Origin of the sequence: Halomonas sp. G15, assembly GCF_021282295.1 — a bacterium.
Taxonomy (GTDB): Bacteria; Pseudomonadota; Gammaproteobacteria; order Pseudomonadales; family Halomonadaceae; genus Halomonas; species Halomonas alimentaria.
On sequence record NZ_JAJSPA010000011.1, the window covers coordinates 59,799 to 81,472 of the forward strand.

Sequence of the window (21,674 nt, forward strand, 5' to 3'; positions counted from 1 at the left end):
GTCAGGCCAGGGGCTCTCGGCCCGACAAATGGTGCGACAACTCCAGCAGGCAGCGTCCGAGGGCAGGCGTCAGCCACCTATCATCGACCAGGGCGTCGGCGAGTGCACCTGCCGCCTCGCGCGTAACAGTGTCGCCCTGCGCGGCGAGTCGCCGGAAGGCCTCTCGGGCCGCCGCGTGGCACTCGGCGCGACCGCTGTCGGCGTGGGCGTCAAGTGCCACCACGGCGCGGTGCAACCAGGCCTGTGGCGAGCTCCCCTCGGGCAGGCGCCACTCGCTCGCGAGCAGGGCGCCGCCGCGAGCCGCCTTGCTGGTGTCCGAGGGACGCAGCGCCACGTGCTCGGCCAGCGCCTCGGCCAGCGACCACAGGGCGGCCGGCTCGCCCGCCTTGAGCTCCAGCTCCAGCTCGCGGATCACCACGCGGCGATCCCCTGCGGTGATCTCGCCCTCGTCCAGCGCCAACTCGATCCTTGCCCCGCGGTGCTCAAGCTGCCAGGTCTCGCGACGAAAGTCCGTGGTAAAGCGCGCCTCCAGGCGTTCCAGCACGTCCCGGCCCAGCGCGGCCGGCGGCAGCCCTGCCAGGCCGGCCAGGTCCAGCCCCGGCCCCGGGACCTGCCACTCCCACTCGCCGCGGCGCGACAGGCCACCACCGCCTTCACCACGGGTCTTCACCGTCTGCAGCAGACGGTCATCGAGCCGGCGCAGGCGCAGCGCCATGCGCGCCGCTTCCAGCTCACCCGCGGGGGTGTCGAAGTAGGTGTTGCCGAGGAAGGCGACGCCCGGTGCGATCTCCTCGAGCAACGGGTGATGGCGCAGGGCGTCGGGGCCCTCGGGGCCCAGGGCGAGCTTGAGCTCGATCTCTTGACTCATGTGGCGGCGGCCTCGATCAGATGACGTTTGAGTGAATATTTCATGACGATAGCAGCAGTGGTCACTATACTGTCGCCGCCATTTTCCAGGTTTCGAGATGCCCTATGGTGACATCCAATCCCTTCTCCGCGATGTTCGGTCGCTCGCCATTCCAGCCGTTGCTGACCCATATCGTCAAGACGAGCGAGTGTGCCGACCAGCTTCTGCCGTTCTTCGAGGCGACCCTGGTGGGCGACTGGGATGCGGCGGCGATCCACCGCGAGTCGGTCACGCGCCTCGAGCATGAGGCCGATGAGCTCAAGACCGAGCTGCGCCTCAACCTCCCCAATACCATGTTCCTGCCGGTATCACGCTCCGACCTGCTCGACCTGATCAGCGTCCAGGACAAGATCGCCAACAAGGTCCGCGACATCACCGGCATCATGCTCGGCCGGCGCATGCAGGTGCCCGAGGAGCTGGCTCAGCCGATGCGTGACTACATGCGCACCGCGGTGGCCTGCGTGGCCCAGGCGCGCCACGCACTGGAGGAGCTCAAGGATTTGCTCGAGTCCGGTTTCGGCCGCAACGTCAGCGACGTGATGCAGAAGCTGATCCGCGAGCTGCATCGCCTGGAGCAGCAGGCCGACGACCAGCAGATTGCCATCCGCCGCCAGCTGTTCGGCCTCGAGGATCGCATGCCCCCGGTAGACGTGATGTTCCTCTACAAGATCATCGACTGGGTGGGTGAGCTTTCCGACCGCGCCGAGCGCGTCGGTAGCCGCCTGCAGATCATGACGGCCAACTGAATTCCACGGCCCCGGTGATCCCGGAGCCGCCACCAGCACGCCATCCAACGACCGCAACGAGGGGACACATCCTCATGTCGATCATTGCGCAGCACGGCGAGATCTTCATCATCCTGGCCTGCCTCTTCGGCTTCTTCATGGCCTGGGGTGTAGGTGCCAACGACGTCGCCAACGCCATGGGCACCTCGGTAGGCTCTCGCGCCATCACCATCAAGCAGGCGATCATCATCGCCGTGATCTTCGAGTTCCTCGGCGCCTGGCTGGCCGGTGGTGAGGTCACCAACACCATTCGCAAGGGGATCATCGACCCCGAGATGCTCCAGGAAGACCCGCAGCTGCTGGTCTACGGCATGCTGGCGGCGCTGCTGGCGGCCGCTACCTGGCTGCTGATCGCCTCCATGAAGGGCTGGCCGGTCTCCACCACCCACTCCATCGTCGGCGCCATCGTCGGCTTCTCGGTAGCCGGCCTTGGTGCCTCTGCCGTGGACTGGGGGGCGGTTGGCCAGATCGCCGCCAGCTGGATCGTCTCACCACTGCTCGCCGGTACCATCGCCTTCACCCTGTTCAAGTCGGTACAGCACCTTATCTTCGAGGCCAGTGACCCCTTCGCCGCGGCCAAGCGCTATGTGCCCATGTACGTCTTCCTGGTCGGCTTCGCGGTGACCATGGTGACCCTGACCAAGGGCCTCAAGCACGTCGGCCTGGACCTCAGCTTCGGCGCCAGTCTGCTGCTTTCGATCCTCGCTGGCCTGCTTGTCTCGGCACTCGGCGGTTTCATGGAGCGGCGGGTGCAGGCCAGCAGCCGCAAGACCGATCAGTTCGGCTTCAGCGGGGTCGAGCGGGTGTTCGGCGTACTGATGATCTTCACCGCCTGCGCCATGGCCTTCGCCCACGGCTCCAACGACGTGGCCAATGCCGTGGGCCCGCTGGCGGCGGTGATCAGCGTGGTGCAGACCGGCGGTGAGATCGAGGCCGCGGCCCTGGTGCCCTGGTGGGTGCTGGTGCTGGGCGGCGGCGGCATCGTCGTCGGCCTGGTCACCTACGGTCGAAAGGTGATCGCCACCGTGGGGACCGGCATCACCGAGCTGACGCCCAGTCGTGGCTTCGCCGCCACCCTGGCCGCCGCGGTCACCGTGGTGCTGGCCTCGGGCACGGGCCTGCCGATCTCCACCACCCACACCCTGGTGGGGGCCGTGCTGGGCGTGGGCCTGGCCCGCGGCATGGCGGCGCTGAACCTGCGCGTGATCGGCACCATCGCCATGTCATGGCTGATCACCCTGCCCGCCGGTGCGGGCCTGGCGATCCTGTTCTTCTTCACCTTCAAGGGCATGTTCGGCTAAGCGTCGAGCGGCAAGCACCGAGCGACAGGAAACCCCGATGGTCGAGGCCTCGGGGTTTCCATTTGTCGCGGCCGGTGCCACGCTGCCGCTTGGCCGCTTGGCCGCTTGGCCGCTGCCGCCGTTTTCATCGCTCTGCTATAGTCGTGGCTCCCCAGCTGCTATCGTTCACCCGCTGCCGGAGAGCGGCCCTTGGATACACGCTTCCCCTTCGTCGACTGGTTTCGCAACTCCTCGCCCTACATCAACGCCCATCGCGGACGAACCTTCGTCATCCTGATCGAGGGCGAGGCGATGGCGCGCGGTCGCGGCGAGCAGCTGGTGCAGGATCTGGCGCTGCTGCATACCCTGGGGGTGCGGCTGGTGGTGGTGTTCGGCATCCGCCCTCAGGTTCGACAGGCGCTGGAGGCCGCGGGAATCACGCCGGGACAGCACCAGGGGCGCTGGGTCGCCGAAGGTGAGGTCATGGCTTGCATCGAGCGTGTTGCCGCCGAGCAGCGGCTGTGGCTGGAGGCGCGTTTCTCGCTGGGGCTGCCCAACACGCCCATGCATGGCGTCGAGCTCACTGCTGTCTCCGGCAACCTGGTGATGGCCAAGCCGCTGGGAGTTCGTGAGGGGGTCGATTTCGATCACAGCGGGGAGGTGCGCCGGGTGCGTATCCAGGCGATCGAAGGGCTGCTGGAAAAGGGGGCGTTGGTGGTGCTGCCGCCGTTGGGCTTCTCCAGCACCGGCGAGGTGTTCGACCTTGATGCCTCCGACGTGGCCCAGCACGCCGCCATGGCGCTGTCAGCCGACAAGCTGATCCTGCTCGGCGAGGCCAGCGGCCTGTTCGACGCAAGCGGCCAGCTGCAGCGCCAGCTGACGCCCGCCGACGCGGGGCCGCTGCTGGCCCAGGCGGTCCCCGGCAGCGAGTTGGCGCGCCATCTGGAGGCCGCCTGCCAGGCGGCCCGCCATGGCGTGGCACGCACCCACCTGCTCTCATGGCATGACCACGATGCCCTGCTCGGTGAGCTCTTCACCCGCGACGGTGTGGGTACCATGATCACCCAGCACCGCTACGAGCAGCTGCGTTCGGCGGAGCTGGCGGATATCGGCGGCCTGCTGGAACTGCTCGAGCCCCTGGAGCGGCGAGGCATGCTGGTACCGCGCTCCCGGGAACGTCTCGAGCACCAGATTGACGACTACGTGGTTATCGAGCGCGATGGCATGATCATCGGCTGTGCGGCCCTGCATCGTTTCGACGAAGCCGAGATGGGCGAGCTGGCCTGCGTGGCGGTTCACGACGACTACCGCGGCGGTGCCCGGGGTGAGCTGCTGCTCGCCGAGCTCGAGCGCCGCGCCCGGCGCCAGGGATTGTCGGCGCTGTTCGCTCTGACTACCCACACCACGCACTGGTTCTTCGAGCACGGCTTTCGTCTGGCCGATCTCGAGGCACTGCCGCCGCTGCGCCGGGACACCTACAACCACGCCCGCAAGTCCAAAGTGCTGGTCAAGTCGCTGGGCTGAGCCGGGGTGTCGCCGCGTGGCACCATGCATGGCGCCACTGTCGCTGCATTGCGACTCTCCAAGCTGCTGAAAATAAAGTGTTTATCGAAAGTCTCTCGCTTTCCGTCGCCTCCTGGCGACGGATTGTCGCCCGAAATCCCTCCGTTATCTTCCTCCTGCCGTTGTGCCAGATTCGCGTTGTTTTTAACTATCTGAAAATAAGTGATTTTTCAGTTTCTGGCACGGCTATCGCAATACTCTTGGTGAGCAACGAAAGCGGTTCATTACGGCTCGAACCGTTTCGATCACCGAGGGGGCGAAACCACGCTGCCCTGTGCCTCGCCTCCCGGCGATCAGCGTCTGCTCCTAGCGATGTGTGACTTAGGTTGCGATGAGACGGGTACCGACACGGTCATGGACGCGTACCCCAAGGGCAAGGATGCCCCGGCATGGATGCCTCTCCCCCCTTGCGGGGGATCGAATCGCGCAGTGGCGTCACGGCCCGACCCGATGCGGCCAGGCCGGACGACACTGCCAGAAACGAAGCAGGACGATGCGCCTGGCGCATCGGCCGCATGAGGAAGGCCAGCCCCTGGTGGCAGATGGCTGACTCATGGCTTCGAGGGCCTTCCCCGGCCCGTTTGGAAGGGTGAGCGCTGGATGGATCAGGCCACCAGCGGTGATCCTTTCAGACCCTTCAGTTCCCTGCGTACTTGGGCCGGCCCTGCCGGCCTTTTTTTTGCCGCCCACCCAGCCTCGGGCGAAGGGCACGGCTCCCGAGCAAACTCTGGTATCCTGAAGGTCCGACATGATGGCAGCCCCATCCACCGTCCCGCCCCTCGGCCTCCTGCAAAGAACGCTGGACATGACCACTCGAGTCGCCCGTCGCTGGCGCCCCCGCTCCCTGTTGCAGCTGGTACTGATCGCCTTCCTGGTGGTGATGCTGCCGCTGGGTGTGCTGATGTTCCAGGCGGGCCAGGCGCTCACCGAGCTGACCCGGCTGGCCGACGTCAGCGCCCGCCAGGCGGTGGAGGAGACTCGGCGCGCCCGGACCCTGGGGGCGCTGGCGCTGGAGATGGAGCGCAGCGCCCGCCAGTATGCGGTACTCGAGCAGGAGAGCCTGCTGGAGATCTACAGCGAGCGCCTGGCGGAGTACCGCGAGCTGCTGGGGCTGCAGCGTGAGCTGCTCCCCGAGGACCCTGACGTGGCGGCACAGGCGCGCCAGCTCGACGAGTTGGCGGCGCTGCCGGGACTCCCTCTGGAGGCACTCGAGGAGAAGCTCGCCGAGTTCCCCGTGTTTGCTCAGCGCACCGAGGCGATCCGTCAGGCCACCAATCGGCGCATCGATACCCGTATCGATGCGATCCGCGAGCGGGCCCAGGGCGTCCAGGGCCGGCTGTGGTGGCAGACCGGTGCGCTGGTTTCCGCCAGCCTGGTGATGATGCTGCTGTTCTCGTGGCTGATCATTCGCCCGGTGCACCAGCTGGAGCGCCGCATCCTGCGGATCGGCAGCGGTGCCCGTGATGAGCCGCCGCGCCCGGTGCAGGGGCCGGCGGAGCTGGTCAAGCTGGATGAACGCCTCGACTGGCTCGCCTCGCGGCTTGCCGAGCTGGAGGCCGAGAAACAGCAGTTCCTGCGCCATATGTCCCATGAACTCAAGACCCCGCTGGCCAGCGTGCGCGAGGGCTCGGCGCTGCTCGCCGACGGGGTGGTCGGAGAGCTGACACCCCAGCAGCTGGAGATCCTCGAGCTGATCGATGGCAGCGGCCGCGAGCTGCAGCGGCTGATCGAGCAGCTGCTCGACTACAACCTGCTGCAGCAGAGTCGGCGTGTGGAGGTCGAGCGGCTCGACGTTGCCACCCTGGTGCGTGAGGTGCTGGCCAAGCACCGCCTGGCGCTGTCCAACAAGGGGATGCGGGTCGAGTGCTTCGACGGCCCGGTGACGTGGGTGCTGGACCGCACTGCGACTGGCCATATCCTCGACAATCTGGTGTCCAACGCCATCGCCTACGGTGCCGATGGTGGCGAACTGGAGATTCGTGCTCGCCAGCGACGCGGCAGTCTGGAGCTGGAGGTGGCCAACAGCGGTGAGCCCATCGCCGAGGTCGACCGTCCGCGGCTGTTCGAGGCCTTCTACCAGGGGCGCACCCGACGCAAGGGGCCGCTCAAGGGCTCGGGCATCGGCCTCTCGGTGGCGGCGGACTGTGCACGCCTCCAGCAGGGTGAGCTGGCGCTGGTGGAGGATCCGCGCCTGGCGGTCTGCTTCCGCCTGACGCTGCCGCGGGCCGTCCCGTCCATGAGAGACCATAACCTCACGCCTGCCGGGATGGCAGGCCAAGATGCAAGGAGCTGATGTCATGAATCTTCGCCCTCTGCTGGCCTGCCTGCTGGCCGTGTGGCTGGCCGGCTGCGAGTTGCTGCCCCGGGCGCCCTTCGAGCTGCCCTCCAGCCGCACCACCTCCGAGGCGGCCGCCTCGGCCAGCGGCTGCCATGCTGACCTGCCGAGCTTCGCCAGCGAGGAGTGCCTGCTGAACGAGTGGATCGACCTGGGGCTGGCGTCCCAGCGTGGTGATCATGTCTGGCGCCAGGCGATGCTCACGCGCCTGGAGGGGGACTCAACGGAGCGGCGCCTGGCCCGCGCCGTGGTGCTCGCCTGGGGCAACCAGAGCCAGTGGGAGCGCGCCTCGGAGCTCTACAAGGCCGATCTCGCCGCCGCGCCGGTGCTTCTGCAGCCGCTGCTGCGCTACTGGCTCAACGAGCTCGAGGGCCGTCGTGCCAGGGCCGGCAGGCTGAATGCCGCAGAGTCGGCTCAGGCACAGAGCGAGGCGAGCCGCGCGGCGCTGGAAGAGGAAAATGCCGACCTGGAGAAGAAGCTCGAGGCGCTGACCGCCATCGAGCGCAGCATCAACCTGCGTCAGCAGGCCGACGAGTGATGGAGGACCCGACGTGAAGAACCTGCCCCCCCTGCAAGCCCGCGCTGAATCGACACGAATGGCGGCCGCCGGGAGTGCCGGTCGTCGGCAACCTGCGCATATCCTGCTGGTGGATGACGACGTTAGCCTGCTCAAGCTGCTGGGCATGCGCCTGGAGAGTCGCGGCTACCGGCTCACCACCGCCGAGAGCGGCCGCGAGGCGCTACGCTCGCTGGAGGTCGATCGCCCCGACCTGGTGCTTACCGACCTGCGCATGGACGAGATGGATGGCCTGGCGCTGTTCCGTGAGGTACAGCGCGAGGCGCCGGGACTGCCGGTGATTCTGCTCACCGCCCACGGTTCGATTCCCGACGCCGTCGCCGCCACTCGTGAGGGGGTGTTCAGCTTCCTGACCAAGCCGGTGGACCGCGATGAGCTGTTCGAGGCCATCGAGGAGGCGCTGGCCCAGGCACCGGGGGTCACCCCCGAGGGTGACGAGGCCTGGCGCGCCGGGATCATCACCCACAGCCCCGAGATGGAGCGGCTGCTGGAGCAGGCGCGCATGGTGGCGGCTTCCGACGTCAGCGTGCTGGTGACTGGCCCCTCCGGCTCCGGCAAGGAGCTGATGGCCAAGGCCATCCATCGCGCCAGCCGACGAGCCGACAAGCCCTTCGTGGCGATCAACTGCGGTGCGCTGCCGGAACAGCTGCTGGAGAGTGAGCTCTTCGGACACGCCAAGGGCGCCTTCACCGGGGCGGTGAGTGAGCATCAGGGCCTGTTCCAGGCCGCCGATGGTGGCACCCTGTTCCTGGACGAGATCGGTGACATGCCGCTGTCGCTGCAGGTCAAGTTGCTGCGCGCCCTGCAGGAACGCCAGATCCGCCCATTGGGCTCCACTACCCAGGTCCCGGTGGATGTGCGGGTCATTTCCGCCACCCATCGCGACCTCGATCGCGCCATGAGCGAGGGGGAGTTCCGCGAGGATCTCTACTACCGCCTCAACGTGGTCAACCTGCGCCTGCCCCCGCTCCATGAGCGCGCCGAGGATGTGCCACTGCTGGCCAAGCACCTGGTGGCCCAGGCCGCCGAGCGCCACAAGCCCTTCGTCAAAGGCTTCTCGCCGGAGGCCCTCAAGCTGCTCGCCGCCAGTGCCTGGCCGGGCAACGTCCGCCAGCTGGTCAACGTGGTGGAGCAGTGCGTGGCGCTGACCGGGACCGCCATCATTCCCGAGGCGCTGGTGGCCCAGGCCCTGGCTGCCGAGGAGCAGGCCCTGCCCACCTTCAACGACGCCCGGGCGGCCTTCGAGCGCCGCTACCTGATCAAGGTGCTCAAGCTCACCGAGGGCAACGTCACCCAGGCGGCGCGCATCGCCGGACGCAACCGCACCGACTTCTACAAGCTGCTGGGGCGTCACGACCTGGAGCCCTCCACCTTCAAGCCCGAGCGCTGAGCTCCCTTCCAACGCAAGGCCCCCGCCGATTGGCGGGGGCCCGGGGCGACGCGCGGTAGAGCGCTTACTTCTGCGGCAGCTTGGCGCGACGCAGGTAGGGGAAGACGGTCTCGAACTCGCCGTACTTCGCCTTGGCATCCTCGTCGGAGACGCTGGTGGGGATGATCACATCCTGGCCCAGGTTCCAGTCGGCCGGGGTGGCCACACCTTCGCCGTTGGCGGTCTGCAGCGCATCCAGCGCGCGCAGTACCTCGGCGAAGTTGCGACCGACGTTCATCGGGTAGGTCATGGAGAGCTTGAGCTGCTTGTCCGGACCGATGATGAACACCGAGCGCACAGTGGCGCTGTCATTGGGGGTGCGGCCGTCCGGGAGGTAGGCATCGGCGGGCAGCATGTCGAACAGCTTGGCGACCTTGAGGTCCTCGTCGGCGATGATCGGGAAGCCGACGTCACAGCTGGCGAAGCTGGCGATGTCCTTGATCCAGCCCTTGTGCTCCTCGACGCCATCCACCGAAATGCCGATCACCTTGGTGCCGCGCTTCTTCCACTCCTCGCCGAGCTTGGCGACGGCGCCGAATTCCGTGGTGCACACCGGGGTGAAGTCCTTGGGGTGGGAGAACAGGATCGCCCAGCTGTCGCCGATCCACTCATGGAAACGGATTGGGCCCTGGCTGGTATCGGCTTCGAAATCCGGTACAACATCATTGATGCGCAGAGACATGGTGGTACTCCCTGTTGCGTGGTGATAAGCCCCCACCCGTGGCGGGGACGTCGTGAGGATATTCGACGTAACGGCATCTGGCCGATGGCGTCAAGACTTCTTGTGACTAAGCTTAGGGAGTTCTCTTTGGAATAACTATATTCCTAAAACTATCAGCTCGATTGTTCCCTGGCCTGCGGTTTGGTGTCGCGGCGGAGCACCTCCAGCGTCAGGCGCCCTTCGCCCAGTCGGGCGGCCAGGCGGTCGCCGGGGGCGGTGTCGTCGGCGCGACGCACCACGCGTCCCTGCTCGTCCTCGAGGATCGCGTAGCCGCGGCCGAGCACCGCCAGCGGGCTGACCGCCTGCAGCTCCCGGGCCACCCCGGCCAGGCGCTCGCGATGGCGCGCCAGCTCCCGCGGCGCGGCGGTGGCCAGGCGTTGCCTGGCCGCCTCGAGCCGGCGTTCGGCCAGCGTCAGCTGGCGGCCGGGAGGATGTGCCGCCAGGCGGCGCTCCAGCTGGCTCTGGCGGCGCCGGGCCTCGGCCAGGCGTGCCTGGATGGCACGCGTCAGTCGCCCGGTGAGCTGGGCCAGGGCCTGGCGCTGACGCTCGAGCCCCTCGCCGGGGTGGCGCAGCCGCGCACGCAGGTAATCCAGCCGCTGGCCCTCGGCGTCGAGGCGTGCCTGAACCGCTCGCTGCAGGCGAGACTCTCGCGTCTCGAGACGTTGGGCGAGCTCGCGGCGGTCCGGCACCAGCCGCTCCGCGGCGGCGGAAGGCGTGGGGGCCCGCGCATCGGCGGCGAAGTCGGCGAGGGTCACGTCCACCTCGTGGCCCACCGCCGACATCACCGGCAGCCGTGAGTGGAAGATCGCCCGGGCCAGGAGCTCGTCGTTGAAGGCCCACAGGTCCTCCAGGCTGCCGCCACCTCGGGTGAGCAGGATGGCATCCCGGTCCGGGTCCAGGCTCGACTGGCGATTGAGCAGGCCCAGCGCCGAGATCATCGCCGGCACCGCCTCGCGCCCCTGCACCGCCACCGGGATCAGCGTCACGTTGACCATCGGCCAGCGGGCGGCGAGCACCGCCAGTACATCACGGATCGCCGCACCGCTGGGCGAGGTGACCACCAGCAGGTGGCGCGGGGGGCAGGGCAGGGGACGGGCGTTGGCGAACACCCCCTCGGCGGAGAGCCGCGCCTTGAGCCGCTCGAAGGCCGCCAGCAGCTCGCCCACGCCGGTGGCCTGTACCGCTTCCGCGATCAGCTGGTAGTCGCCCCTGGGCTCGAAGATCGACAGCCGCCCGCGGACCTTGACCCGGTCGCCGTCGCGCATGGGCGCGCCCACGAAGCGCGCACGGTTGCGGAACAGGGCGGCGCGCAGCTGGGCCTGCTCGTCCTTGAGGGTGAAGTAGACGTGGCCGGAGCTCGGCCGTGACACCCCGGAGAGCTCGCCCTCGACCCAGACCTCGCCGAAGCGCCCCTCCAGCAGCTGGCGGGCGCTGCGGTTGAGCTCGCTGACGGAGAGCGGCGGGGCGTCGGGGTGGTGCATGGCGTCGGCTCGGTTGGTATCAGGCGTTCAGGGTAGCATGACGTCTCGCTGGACCGTGACGTGACCCGCCCTCGGCCGTTATAATGGTTGATTAACTTCACCTGCCCCTTCTTCCCACCAGCTCACTGGGTGTTGCCGATATGCTACGTATGGCCCAAGAAGCCCTGACGTTCGATGACGTCCTCCTCGTGCCCGGTTACTCCGATGTCCTGCCCAAGGACGTCAGCCTGCGGACCCGACTGACCCGCGACCTCTACCTCAATATCCCGCTGGTCTCCGCCGCCATGGATACCGTGACCGAAGCCCGCCTGGCCATCGCCATGGCCCAGGAGGGGGGCATCGGCATCATCCACAAGAGCATGACCATCGCCCACCAGGCGGCCGAGGTGCGCAAGGTCAAGAAGCATGAGAGCGTGATCGTCAAGGACCCGGTCACCGTGAGCCCCAAGGCCAAGCTCGAGGATCTGCTGGCCATGGCCGAGGAGCACGGCTTCTCGGGTTTCCCGGTGGTGGAGGGCGAGACCCTGGTGGGCATCGTCACCGAGCGTGACATGCGCTTCCAGCCCAACCACGGCGACAGCGTGGCCGACATCATGACCCCCGCCGAGAAGCTAGTCACCGTGCCGGTCGGCACCGAGCTCGCCGTGATCAAGGGCAAGATGCAGGAGCACCGCATCGAGAAGATGCTGGTGGTGGATGACGCCTTCCGCCTGCGTGGCCTGGTCACCTTTCAGGATATCGAGAAGGCGCGCACCTTCCCCAATGCCGCCAAGGACGCCGATGGCCGCCTGCTGGTCGGCGCCGCCGTGGGCACCGGCCTCGAGACACCGGACCGCATCGCCGCCCTGGCCGAGGCCGGCGTCGACGTGGTGGTGATCGATACCGCCCATGGCCATTCCAAGGGCGTGATCGAGCGGGTGCGCTGGGCCAAGGAGCACTTCCCGCAGGTCCAGGTGATCGGCGGCAACATCGCCACCGCCGAGGCGGCGAAGGATCTGGCCGAGGCCGGTGCCGACGCCGTCAAGGTGGGCATCGGCCCCGGTTCCATCTGCACCACCCGCATCGTCGCCGGTGTCGGCGTGCCGCAGATCACCGCCGTCTCCAACGTGGCCGCGGCGCTCGCCGCCTACGATATCCCGCTGATCGCCGACGGCGGCATCCGCTTCTCCGGTGACCTGGCCAAGGCCGTGGCGGCCGGGGCCAGTGCGGTGATGGTGGGCGGCCTGCTTGCCGGCACCGAGGAGGCCCCCGGCGAGATCGAGCTCTACCAGGGGCGTACCTACAAGGCCTACCGCGGCATGGGCTCCATGGGTGCCATGTCCCAGACCCAGGGCAGCGCCGATCGCTACTTCCAGGACAAGGATGCGGGCGCCGAGAAGCTGGTGCCGGAAGGCATCGAGGGCCGCGTACCCTACAAGGGCATGATGGGCGCCATCGTCCATCAGCTGATGGGCGGCCTGCGTGCCTCCATGGGCTACACCGGCTGCCGCGACGTTCAGGAGATGCGCACCAAGCCGCAGTTCGTGCAGATCACCGGTGCCGGCTTCGCCGAATCCCATGTGCACGACGTGCAGATCACCAAGGAAGCCCCCAACTACCGCGCGGGTTGATACACGCTTGACGCCGGGAGGCTTGAAGCTGGAAGTGGCCGCGCCGCTTCCAGCTTTCGTGTTTCCGGGCCGTTCGCCTCTCAAAGGAAAGGCCAGATGACCGACATTCACGCCCACAAGATCCTGATCCTCGACTTCGGCTCCCAGTACACCCAGCTGATCGCCCGCCGGGTGCGCGAGATCGGTGTCTACTCCGAGGTTCGCGCCTTCGACATCAGCGAGGCCGAGATCCGCGAGTACGCCCCCAACGGCATCATCCTCGCCGGCGGCCCGGAATCCGTCACCGAGCTCGACTCGCCCCGTGCCCCGGCGTGCGTGTTCGAGATGGGCCTACCAGTGCTGGGCATCTGCTATGGCATGCAGACCATGGCCGAGCAGCTCGGCGGCGCCGTGGAGGGCTCCCATGTCCATGAGTTCGGCTATGCCCAGATCCGCCTCGACGCCGAGACGGCGCTGTTCCGCGACATCTCGGACCATATCGACCACGAGACCGGCCGCAACCTGCTCGACGTCTGGATGAGCCACGGCGACAAGGTCTCCCGCGTGCCCGACGCCTTCACCGTCACCGCCTCCACGCCGAGCTGCCCCATTGCCGCCATGGCCTGGGAGGAGAAGCGCTTCTATGGCGTGCAGTTCCACCCCGAGGTGACCCATACCCTGCAGGGCCAGCGCATCCTCGAGCACTTCGTGATCGACATCTGCCAGGCCGAGTGCAACTGGACCCCGGCCCAGATCATCGAGGACCAGATCACCCGGGTGCGCGACCAGGTGGGTGACCGCCATGTGCTGCTCGGCCTCTCCGGCGGCGTGGATTCCTCGGTGGTGGCGGCGCTGCTGCACAAGGCGATCGGTGACCAGCTGACCTGTGTGTTCGTCGACAACGGCCTGCTGCGCAAGGCCGAGGGCGACCAGGTGATGGAGACCTTCGCCCGCCACATGGGCGTGAAGGTGATCCGCGTGGACGCCGAGGACCTGTTCCTCGACAAGCTGAAGGGCGAGGCCGACCCCGAGGCCAAGCGCAAGATCATCGGCAACACCTTCATCGACGTGTTCGACGCCGAGGCCGCCAAGATCGAGGGTGTGGACTTCCTGGCCCAGGGGACCATCTATCCGGACGTGATCGAGTCCGCCGCCGCCAAGACCGGCAAGGCGCACGTGATCAAGTCGCACCACAATGTGGGTGGCCTGCCCGAGACCATGAAGCTCAAACTGGTCGAACCGTTGCGCGAGCTGTTCAAGGATGAGGTGCGCAAGCTCGGTGTCGAGCTCGGCCTGCCCTACGACATGGTCTACCGCCACCCCTTCCCGGGGCCGGGCCTGGGCGTGCGCATCCTCGGCGAGGTGAAGAAGGAGTACGCCGACATCCTGCGCGAGGCCGACGCCATCTTCATCGAGGAACTGCACCGCGCCGACTGGTACCACAAGACCAGCCAGGCCTTCGCGGTCTTCCTGCCGGTCAAGTCCGTCGGCGTGGTCGGCGATGCCCGCCGCTACGAGTGGGTCATCGCCCTGCGCGCCGTGGAGACCATCGACTTCATGACCGCCCGCTGGGCCCATCTGCCCTATGAGCTGCTGGAGACAGTCTCCAACCGCATCATCAACGAGATCAGCGGCGTCTCCCGCGTGACCTACGACGTCTCGAGCAAGCCGCCGGCTACCATCGAGTGGGAGTGATCGCCCCGGCGATCCGGTAGGCTAGGAAGGGCCCGCCATCGGCGGGCCCTTCGTGTATCCGGCCCACACAGGGAGGTGACAGCATGGCAATACCGGATTTTCAGACGCTGATGCGTCCGGTGCTCGAATTTGCGGCGGGTGCTCAGGAGCGCTCGATGAAGGAAACTCACCCGGTGTTGGCTGATCAGTTTCGGCTTACGGAGGAAGAAAGAGAGCAGCTATTGCCCAGCGGCCGAGTCCGGCTTTTCCGTAACCGTGTCGCGTGGGCTGTTACCCATCTGAAGAAAGCAGGCCTTCTGGAGCCTCGGCGTCGAGGTGTCTATGCCATCACCCCTCAGGGGCAAAAGGTCCTGGCGGATGCGCCAGATCGCATTACTTTGAATTACTTGATGCAGTTCGAGGCCTTTCGGGAGTTTCGTAACCAGCGCAGTAGCAACGAAAGTTCGAATATCAATGGCGAGACAGCAAAGCAGTCCACCCCCGATCTTGAAGACGAGGGCCAGACGCCAGAAGAATCGCTTGCCAACGCATGGAATGAGATTCAGGAGAACCTGGAGTCTGAAGTGGCGGACCAGATCAAGCAGGTCTCGCCCTCGTTCTTCGAACAGTTGGTGGTAGATGTGCTGATCGCCATGGGATACGGCGGTGAGCGCCTCGGTGCGGGGCGTGCGGTTGGTCAGAGCGGCGATGGCGGCATCGATGGAATCATCGACGAGGATCCTCTCGGCCTGGACGTTATCTATCTGCAGGCTAAGCGCTGGGAAGGCGTGGTCGGGCGCCCCGAGATCCAGAAGTTTGCCGGCGCCCTCCAAGGGCGGCGTGCCAAGAAGGGTGTCTTCATAACCACCTCGAGCTTCACCCGCGAGGCGCGTGAGTACGCGTCGATGATCGACAATCGGATCGTGCTGATCGATGGACATCGTCTGGCCCGCCTGATGATCGACCATGATGTGGGCGTCTCGCCGGTCGAGCGCTACGTGATCAAGCGTCTGGATACTGACTACTTTATCGAGGAGTAGCAGTCTTAGCTCTCACCTGTGGGGAGGGAGGGCCTGTGATGGAACAGCGCATCAGTCTGATCACTCTGGGCGTCGCCGACCTGGCGCAGGCGCGGCGTTTCTATGAGGGGCTGGGTTGGCAGGCGGGCATGGCGGTGGGCGACGAGGTGGTTTTCTTCCAGCTCAACGGCCTGATCCTGTCGCTCTATCCCCTCACTGCCCTGGCTCATGATGCCGGCGTGACGGAGACGAGCAGCGGCTTCGCCGGTATTACCCTGGCGCATAACGTACGTGACGAGGCCGAGGTCGACGCGGTGCTGAGCGAGGCCGAGCGTGCCGGTGGGCGGATCGTCAAGCCGGCCAGCCGGGCAGAGTGGGGCGGCTATTCCGGCTATTCCGGCTATTTCGCCGACCCCGATGGCCACCTCTGGGAGGTGGCGTACAACCCTGGCTTTCCCCTCGATGCCGAGGGCAATACCCGGCTCAGTTGAGTGCCGGCGCTGGCCGGTTAAGGCGTATGTGGGGCTTTCGCGACCCGCGGTGTTCGGGGCACCATGACCGGAAGACCGTTGCCAGGATACCGCCATGATCAAACTCCACCACTGCGTCAGCGCACGCTCCTTCCGTCCCCTGTGGCTGCTCGAGGAGCTGGGGCTACCCTATGAGCTGGTGATGCACGCCTTCCCGCCCCGGGTGCATGACGAGGCCTTCCTCGAGATCAACCCGCTGGGCACCGTGCCGGCACTCTTCGACGGTGAGGTGGCCATGACCGAGTCCGCGGCCATCTGCCAGTACCTAGCCTCGAGGCTGCCCGAAGCGGGGCTGGAGGTGGCGCCGGGTGAACCGGCCTATGGCGACTACCTGAACTTCCTGCACTTCGGCGAGGCGACCCTGACCTTCCCCCAGACCCTGGTGCTGCGCTACGGCCAGTTCGAGCCGCCGGAGCGCCGCCAGCCCCAGGTGGTGGAGGACTATGCTCGCTGGTGCCTTTCCCGCCTGCGCACACTGGAGCCTCGACTCGAGCGTGAGCCCTTCCTGTGCGCGGGACGTTTCACCGCCGCCGATGTCTCGGTTGGCTATGCGCTGCTCCTGGCCAGCCATGTCGGCCTGAGCGAGCGCTTCAAGCCTGCCGTTTCCGCCTATTGGGAGCGCCTGCAGCGACGCCCGGCCTTTCGTCGTGCCCTGGCCGTGGAGCGAGAGGCGGCCCTGGCCCAGGGCGTCTCGCCCGAGCCGGCCATGGCGACGGGCAGGTCTTTCTGAGGTCTTGAGGGAGCAGGCATCGATTGACAGCGCCGTGTGGCCGGGCATCAATGGACGGGCCCCGCTGCGGGGCTATCGGGAGAGACCACGATGGAACGGCAAGATGATGACCTCAACCACGGGCCCCAACTGCTGCATGACGAGCTTCCCAAGGAGCATGAGGACCCGCTGATCCGCCGGCTGCACCTGGTCATCCGCTTCGCCATCAAGGTGCTGGCGGTGCTGATGGTGCTGGTGATCATCTGGGGCGTGCTGGACGTGATCTACGTGCTCTACTCGCGCTTCATGGCACCGCCGGTGATGCTGTTCGAGGTCAGCGATATCTTCGTCATCTTCGGCGCCTTCATGGTGGTGCTGATCGCCGTCGAGATCTTCATCAATATCCGCCTTTACCTGGGCACCAACCTCCTGCCCATCCGGCTGGTGGTGGCCACGGCGTTGATGGCGATAGCCCGGAAGGTAATCATCCTGGATATCGCCACCGTCACGGCACAGCAGATGCTGGCGATAGCCGCCGTGGTGCTGGCGCTAGGCGTGACCCACTGGCTGGTGGGCAAGGAGAATTAGGTGCCGGCGATCAGCGCCAGCCCATCGGCCAGTGGATGTGCAGAGGGCGCGAGTGCTCAGAGCCTGACCAGCATCTTGCCGGTATTGGCGCCTTCGAACAGGGACAGGAAGGCGTCGGGGGTATGCTCCAGGCCCTCCTCGATGGTCTCCGTGTAGTCGATCTCGCCATTGGCGACCAGGGGGCCGACTTCCTCCAGGAAGCGCGGATAGTCGTCCCAGTGATCGAAGATGATGAAACCCTGCATGCGGGCGCGGCGGATCAGAATCATCGCCAGGTTGCCGGGACCGGCGCTCGGTGATTCCTCGTTGTAGCGGGCAATCATTCCGCAGACGGCGATGCGCGCGCCGACCTTGAGGGTGTTCAGCGCTGCTTCCAGGCAGGTGCCGCCGACGTTCTCGTAGTAGACGTCGAATCCCTCAGGGCAGGCGCCCTGCAGTGCCTCGGTGAGCTGGGCGGTGTCCCTGTCCCGGTAGCTCACCGCCTTGATGCCGTGGGACTCCAGCCACTCGAGCTTTTCGGGGGACCCGGCGATGCCGACCACGGTGCCGCCCCTGGCCTTGGCCAGCTGCACGGCAAGCGATCCCACCGCGCCGGCGGCGCCGCTGACCAGCACGTTGTCACCGTCTTTCATCTCGGCGATCCGGTTAAGGCCTGTCCAGGCGGTCATGCCCGGCATGCCGAGCACGCCCAGGTAGGCCTGCTCGGGTACCTCGATCCCCGGAAGTGGTTCCACTTCCTCGCCGGGCAGCTGGGCGATATCGCGCCAGCCCGCCATATGCCGGACCTTGTCGCCCACCGCCAGGCGCGCGTGGCGCGACTCGATCACCTCGCCCACCGCGGCGCCTTCCAGCGGCTCGCCGATGGTGAAGGGGGCGATGTAGGTCGTTACGCCGCTCATGCGCCCGCGCATATAGGGGTCCACCGACAGCCAGGTGTTGCGGATGCGCACCTCGCCCTCGGTCAGGGCGGGCAACTCTGCCTCGTGCAACTCGAAAAGCTCGCGTCCCGGCGTACCCTGCGGGAAGCCGTTGATGGTGAAGTAGCGTGACTGCATGGTGTCGTTCCTTCACGTGATGAGTAGCCCGCCAGTCTATGCCAACGAAGAGGGCGCACGTCAATTTCGCCGAGGATCGGCGGGAGATCATGGGCGTCTAGGGCAATGCGCTGGCAGGCCGCAGGGCAGGCACACAACGAAACAGGGCCCGCCGAAGCGAGCCCTGTTGCACGAACCCTGGGGTTCGTCAGCGTTTCTGATCGGGGATCAGAGCGGCTTGATGTTCGAGGCCTGAAGGCCCTTCTTGCCCTGGGTCACGTCAAAGGAGACGCTTTGACCTTCCTGCAGGGACTTGAAGCCGTCAGCCTGAATTTCGGAGAAATGGGCGAAGACGTCATCACCGCCGTCGGACGGAGAGATGAAGCCGAAGCCTTTAGAATCGTTGAACCACTTCACGGTACCAGTCGTCATGTTAAATCCTTTCGCGCTTAGCGCCTTGCAAAGTTCCTGGTGTCACCCAGATGTATAGCGGGTAAAACAAGAATGATCATACAGGCGGTCGAAAGAATTCGAATGCTGCTGAAACCATGCTGCTTGCCAACCTACTGACGCTACAGTCTCATTCCTGGCGGCTCGGGTCAAAGGCTTTCGTGATTTATTTTTCGGGGGGGCAGGCAGTGGCCGCCCCGCCGGTGGTTCCTGAACCGCGATCATGCTGTTTCCATGGGCATGCTCTTGCTAGACTTCGCCGTTGATCCTGCGTCCCCGGAGAGGCACGCCGCGTGAGCGCTACCCCCGATACCACCAGCCTCGCACAGACCGCTGTCGATGCCGGCCCCGCCGGGGTGCTCGGCAGGCTGTTCGACGAGCCGATCACCGAGCTGCCGGAGGACCTGTATATCCCGCCGGAGGCGCTGCGCGTGTTCCTCGAGGCCTTCGAGGGGCCCCTCGACCTGCTGCTCTATCTGATCCGTCGCCAGAACCTGGATATCCTGGCCATCGACGTGGCCGCCATCACCCGCCAGTACATCGAGTACGTGGAGCTGATGAAGGCCATGGAGATCGAGCTGGCCGGGGAGTACCTGCTGATGGCGGCGATGCTGGCCGAGATCAAGTCGCGCACCCTGCTGCCGCGCCCGCCGAAGGAGGGGGGTGACGATGAGGAGGAGGATCCCCGGGCCGAGCTCATTCGCCGCCTGCAGGAGTACGAGCGGCTCAAGAATGCCGCCGAATCGCTGGCCGAGCTGCCGCGCCTGGGGCGCGACTGGTTCCCGGCCCGGGCGGCACTGCCGCCGCTGGAGAGTCGTGTGATCCACCCCGATGTGGGGCTGGATCAGCTGCTGGGGGCCCTGGCCGGTATCCTGCGCCGTGCCGAGCTCAATCAGACCCACCAGATCAGCCGCGAGGTGCTCTCGACCCGCGAGCGCATGCTGGCGATCATGGAGCGGCTCGAGGGTGGACGTTTCACGCCCTTCGAGGCGCTGTTCTCCCTGGAGGAGGGGCGCGCCGGGGTGGTGGTCACCTTCATGGCGATCCTCGAACTGGCCAAGGAGGCGATGATCGAGATCGTCCAGAACGCGCCCCTGTCGCCACTGCATGTGCGTGCCCGGGCCGCTGCCGCCGAGGGAGGTGACCTGGATGATCTGGAGGGCGAGGGGGAGAGCGCCTTCGAGGAGGATCATGAGGAGGGGATGCCGTGACCGCCATGGAGTTTCCCGACGCCCTGGACGAGATCCTCGAGGCGGCGCTGCTGGCTGCCGGGGAGCCGTTGCCCCTGGAGCGCCTTGAGGTGTTGTTCGATGACCACGAGCGGCCGCCGCGGCGCGCCCTGCGCGAGGCCCTGGAGCGCCTGGGTGTCCGCCATGAGCGCGGGGCCATGGAGCTGATCGAGACCGCCTCGGGCTATCAGCTGCGCATCCGTCCACGGCTGTCGCCCTGGGTATCGAGGCTGTGGGACGAGCGGCCCCAGCGTTACTCCCGGGCACTGCTCGAGACCCTGGCGCTGATCGCCTACCGCCAGCCGGTGACCCGCGGGGATATCGAGGAGGTGCGCGGGGTCACGGTGAGCGGCTCGATCATGCGCACCCTGCTCGAGCGCGGCTGGATCCGTGTGGTGGGTCATCGCGACGTGCCCGGGCGGCCGGCGGTCTATGCCACTACCCGCGGCTTCCTCGATGACTTCGGCCTCAAGACCCTCGACGAGCTGCCGCCCATGCACGAGCTGAAGGAGTTCGAGGAGCCGGAGGCGATGAAGGCGCTCGAGGAGGAGGGGCCGCCGCCGGCCCAGGCCGAGATTCTCGCCCAGGCGGATGCGGCGCCGGAGGAGGGTGACGAGACGGAGGGTGCCGACGAGGCATCCGGTAGCGCTACACTAGAGGGGGCGTCGGCCGAGGCCGGCACCCCCGATACGACGGCCGGGAAAGCCGACACAGACCACGCCGGGACGGCGTCCGAGCGGACAGGGTTGAGTTTCGCCGATCTCGAGGCTCGCCTGTCCGAACGTGCCCGGGGCCGCGTCGACGATGACGCTGCCCCGGGGACGGAATCCACACCCAGTGAGAACGACGATTCATGAGCAATACCAGCGAAAAACTGCAGAAGGTCCTGGCGCGTGCCGGGCTTGGCTCGCGCCGCGAGATGGAGACCGCCATCGCCGCCGGCCGGGTCCAGGTCAATGGCCAGGTGGCGACCCTGGGCGACCGCATCGAGACCCGAGACAAGGTACTCTTCGACAGCCGTCCGGTGACCCTGCGTGCCGCCGAGGAGGTGCCGCGGCGGGTGATCATGTACAACAAGCCCGAGGGCGAGCTGTGCACCCGCAAGGACCCCGAGGGGCGCCGCACCGTGTTCGACCGCCTGCCGCGCCTCAAGGGCGAGCGCTGGATCGCCATCGGGCGCCTCGACATCAACACCAGCGGCCTGCTGCTGTTCACCACCGATGGGGAACTGGCCAACCGCCTGATGCACCCCTCTACCCAGGTGGAGCGCGAGTACGCCGTGCGGGTGATGGGTGAGGTGACCAAGGAGCAGGTGGTGGCCATGGTCGAGGGCGTGATGCTCGACGACGGGCCGGCGCGTTTCACCGACGTTCAGGAGTTCGGTGGCGAGGGCATCAACACCTGGTTCCACGTGGTGATCATGGAGGGGCGCAATCGCGAGGTGCGTCGGCTCTGGGAGTCCCAGGGGCTTACCGTCAGCCGCCTCAAGCGGGTGCGCTACGGCAACATCTTCCTCGACAAGCGGGCCAAGGCCGGCGAGTGGGTGGAGCTTACCCAGGAGGAGGTCGACGACCTGGCCGAGCTGGCCGAACTGCCGACGCGCAAGGTGCCCGAGCTGACGCCTGACGAGAAGAATCGCTGGAGTCGCGACAAGCACAAGCGCAAGCCGGTGCAGGCGATGCGCAAGCCCAAGCCCCGGCGCTGATCGTTCGCTGCAGTAGAAGGAAAAAAATCCTTGCCAGGCCGGGGGCATGCCAGTATTATCTGCCCCCGT

At 66.8% G+C, this 21,674-nt stretch carries 20 protein-coding genes; 15 read left to right on the plus strand and 5 right to left on the minus strand.

What is annotated here, in order from left to right:
- Position 1: 1 nt before the first annotated feature.
- Positions 2–868 carry a CYTH domain-containing protein gene (locus tag LWH48_RS07415; RefSeq protein WP_232912082.1) on the minus strand — a complete coding sequence of 289 codons (867 nt, stop codon included), beginning with the start codon at positions 866–868 and terminating at the stop codon, positions 2–4.
- 104 nt (positions 869–972) lie between these two features.
- Here LWH48_RS07415 and LWH48_RS07420 point away from each other — a divergent pair, with 104 nt between their 5' ends.
- From LWH48_RS07420 to glrR, 6 genes are all read left to right on the plus strand, one after another.
- The gene (locus tag LWH48_RS07420; RefSeq protein WP_161431176.1) at positions 973–1,653 is read left to right on the plus strand and encodes a TIGR00153 family protein; all 681 of its coding nucleotides are present in this window, start codon (positions 973–975) and stop codon (positions 1,651–1,653) included.
- Between the two features lie 74 nt (positions 1,654–1,727).
- Positions 1,728–2,993, plus strand: a complete 1,266-nt coding sequence (locus tag LWH48_RS07425; protein ID WP_232912083.1) for an inorganic phosphate transporter — start codon at positions 1,728–1,730, stop codon at positions 2,991–2,993.
- Between the two features lie 189 nt (positions 2,994–3,182).
- A complete protein-coding gene (argA, locus tag LWH48_RS07430) occupies positions 3,183–4,496 on the plus strand; it encodes an amino-acid N-acetyltransferase (RefSeq protein ID WP_232912084.1) in 1,314 nt (437 codons plus the stop codon).
- A gap of 844 nt (positions 4,497–5,340) precedes the next feature.
- Positions 5,341–6,828, plus strand: coding sequence for a sensor histidine kinase (locus LWH48_RS07435; protein WP_232912085.1), 1,488 nt, complete (start codon positions 5,341–5,343; stop codon positions 6,826–6,828).
- 4 nt (positions 6,829–6,832) lie between these two features.
- Positions 6,833–7,408 (plus strand): hypothetical protein, encoded by a 576-nt coding sequence (locus LWH48_RS07440; protein ID WP_232912086.1) that lies wholly within the window; start codon positions 6,833–6,835, stop codon positions 7,406–7,408.
- 58 nt (positions 7,409–7,466) lie between these two features.
- Positions 7,467–8,837, plus strand: coding sequence for a two-component system response regulator GlrR (gene glrR, locus LWH48_RS07445; RefSeq protein ID WP_232912112.1), 1,371 nt, complete (start codon positions 7,467–7,469; stop codon positions 8,835–8,837).
- 64 nt (positions 8,838–8,901) lie between these two features.
- Here the strand turns inward: glrR and LWH48_RS07450 are convergent, their stop codons facing one another.
- Positions 8,902–9,558, minus strand: coding sequence for a peroxiredoxin (locus LWH48_RS07450; protein ID WP_232912087.1), 657 nt, complete (start codon positions 9,556–9,558; stop codon positions 8,902–8,904).
- Positions 9,559–9,710: 152 nt separating this feature from the next.
- Positions 9,711–11,078, minus strand: coding sequence for an exodeoxyribonuclease VII large subunit (gene xseA / locus LWH48_RS07455; RefSeq protein ID WP_232912088.1), 1,368 nt, complete (start codon positions 11,076–11,078; stop codon positions 9,711–9,713).
- 140 nt (positions 11,079–11,218) lie between these two features.
- Between xseA and guaB the strand changes: the two genes are divergently transcribed.
- The 6 genes from guaB (at position 11,219) to LWH48_RS07485 (ending at position 17,187) form a co-directional block, all read left to right on the plus strand.
- The gene (gene guaB / locus LWH48_RS07460; RefSeq protein ID WP_232912089.1) at positions 11,219–12,688 is read left to right on the plus strand and encodes an IMP dehydrogenase; all 1,470 of its coding nucleotides are present in this window, start codon (positions 11,219–11,221) and stop codon (positions 12,686–12,688) included.
- A gap of 96 nt (positions 12,689–12,784) precedes the next feature.
- On the plus strand, positions 12,785–14,362 hold the full coding sequence (gene guaA / locus LWH48_RS07465) for a glutamine-hydrolyzing GMP synthase (RefSeq protein ID WP_232912090.1): 1,578 nt from the start codon (positions 12,785–12,787) through the stop codon (positions 14,360–14,362).
- 83 nt (positions 14,363–14,445) lie between these two features.
- Entirely contained in the window at positions 14,446–15,381 is a 936-nt protein-coding gene (locus tag LWH48_RS07470) for a restriction endonuclease (RefSeq protein ID WP_232912091.1), read from the plus strand.
- A 38-nt stretch (positions 15,382–15,419) separates the two neighbouring features.
- Positions 15,420–15,851 (plus strand): VOC family protein, encoded by a 432-nt coding sequence (locus LWH48_RS07475; RefSeq protein WP_232912092.1) that lies wholly within the window; start codon positions 15,420–15,422, stop codon positions 15,849–15,851.
- 94 nt (positions 15,852–15,945) lie between these two features.
- The gene (locus tag LWH48_RS07480; RefSeq protein WP_232912093.1) at positions 15,946–16,620 is read left to right on the plus strand and encodes a glutathione S-transferase family protein; all 675 of its coding nucleotides are present in this window, start codon (positions 15,946–15,948) and stop codon (positions 16,618–16,620) included.
- A 90-nt stretch (positions 16,621–16,710) separates the two neighbouring features.
- On the plus strand, positions 16,711–17,187 hold the full coding sequence (locus tag LWH48_RS07485) for a phosphate-starvation-inducible PsiE family protein (RefSeq protein WP_232912094.1): 477 nt from the start codon (positions 16,711–16,713) through the stop codon (positions 17,185–17,187).
- 56 nt (positions 17,188–17,243) lie between these two features.
- Here LWH48_RS07485 and LWH48_RS07490 read toward each other — a convergent pair whose 3' ends face one another.
- Together LWH48_RS07490 and LWH48_RS07495 are read right to left on the minus strand one after the other, a co-directional pair.
- A complete protein-coding gene (locus tag LWH48_RS07490; protein ID WP_232912095.1) occupies positions 17,244–18,242 on the minus strand; it encodes an NADP-dependent oxidoreductase in 999 nt (332 codons plus the stop codon).
- 207 nt (positions 18,243–18,449) lie between these two features.
- Entirely contained in the window at positions 18,450–18,653 is a 204-nt protein-coding gene (locus LWH48_RS07495; RefSeq protein WP_161431197.1) for a cold-shock protein, read from the minus strand.
- Positions 18,654–18,964: 311 nt separating this feature from the next.
- Between LWH48_RS07495 and LWH48_RS07500 the strand changes: the two genes are divergently transcribed.
- The 3 genes from LWH48_RS07500 to rluB are packed head-to-tail and all read left to right on the plus strand — an operon-like array spanning position 18,965 to position 21,605.
- The gene (locus LWH48_RS07500) at positions 18,965–19,882 is read left to right on the plus strand and encodes a segregation and condensation protein A (RefSeq protein WP_442908301.1); all 918 of its coding nucleotides are present in this window, start codon (positions 18,965–18,967) and stop codon (positions 19,880–19,882) included.
- Positions 19,883–19,887: 5 nt separating this feature from the next.
- Complete coding sequence (gene scpB / locus LWH48_RS07505; protein WP_232912113.1) at positions 19,888–20,757, plus strand: SMC-Scp complex subunit ScpB; 870 nt, start codon at positions 19,888–19,890, stop codon at positions 20,755–20,757.
- The gene (rluB, locus tag LWH48_RS07510; RefSeq protein WP_161431199.1) at positions 20,754–21,605 is read left to right on the plus strand and encodes a 23S rRNA pseudouridine(2605) synthase RluB; all 852 of its coding nucleotides are present in this window, start codon (positions 20,754–20,756) and stop codon (positions 21,603–21,605) included. Before scpB ends, rluB begins: the two co-directional genes overlap by 4 nt.
- Positions 21,606–21,674 lie beyond the last annotated feature (69 nt).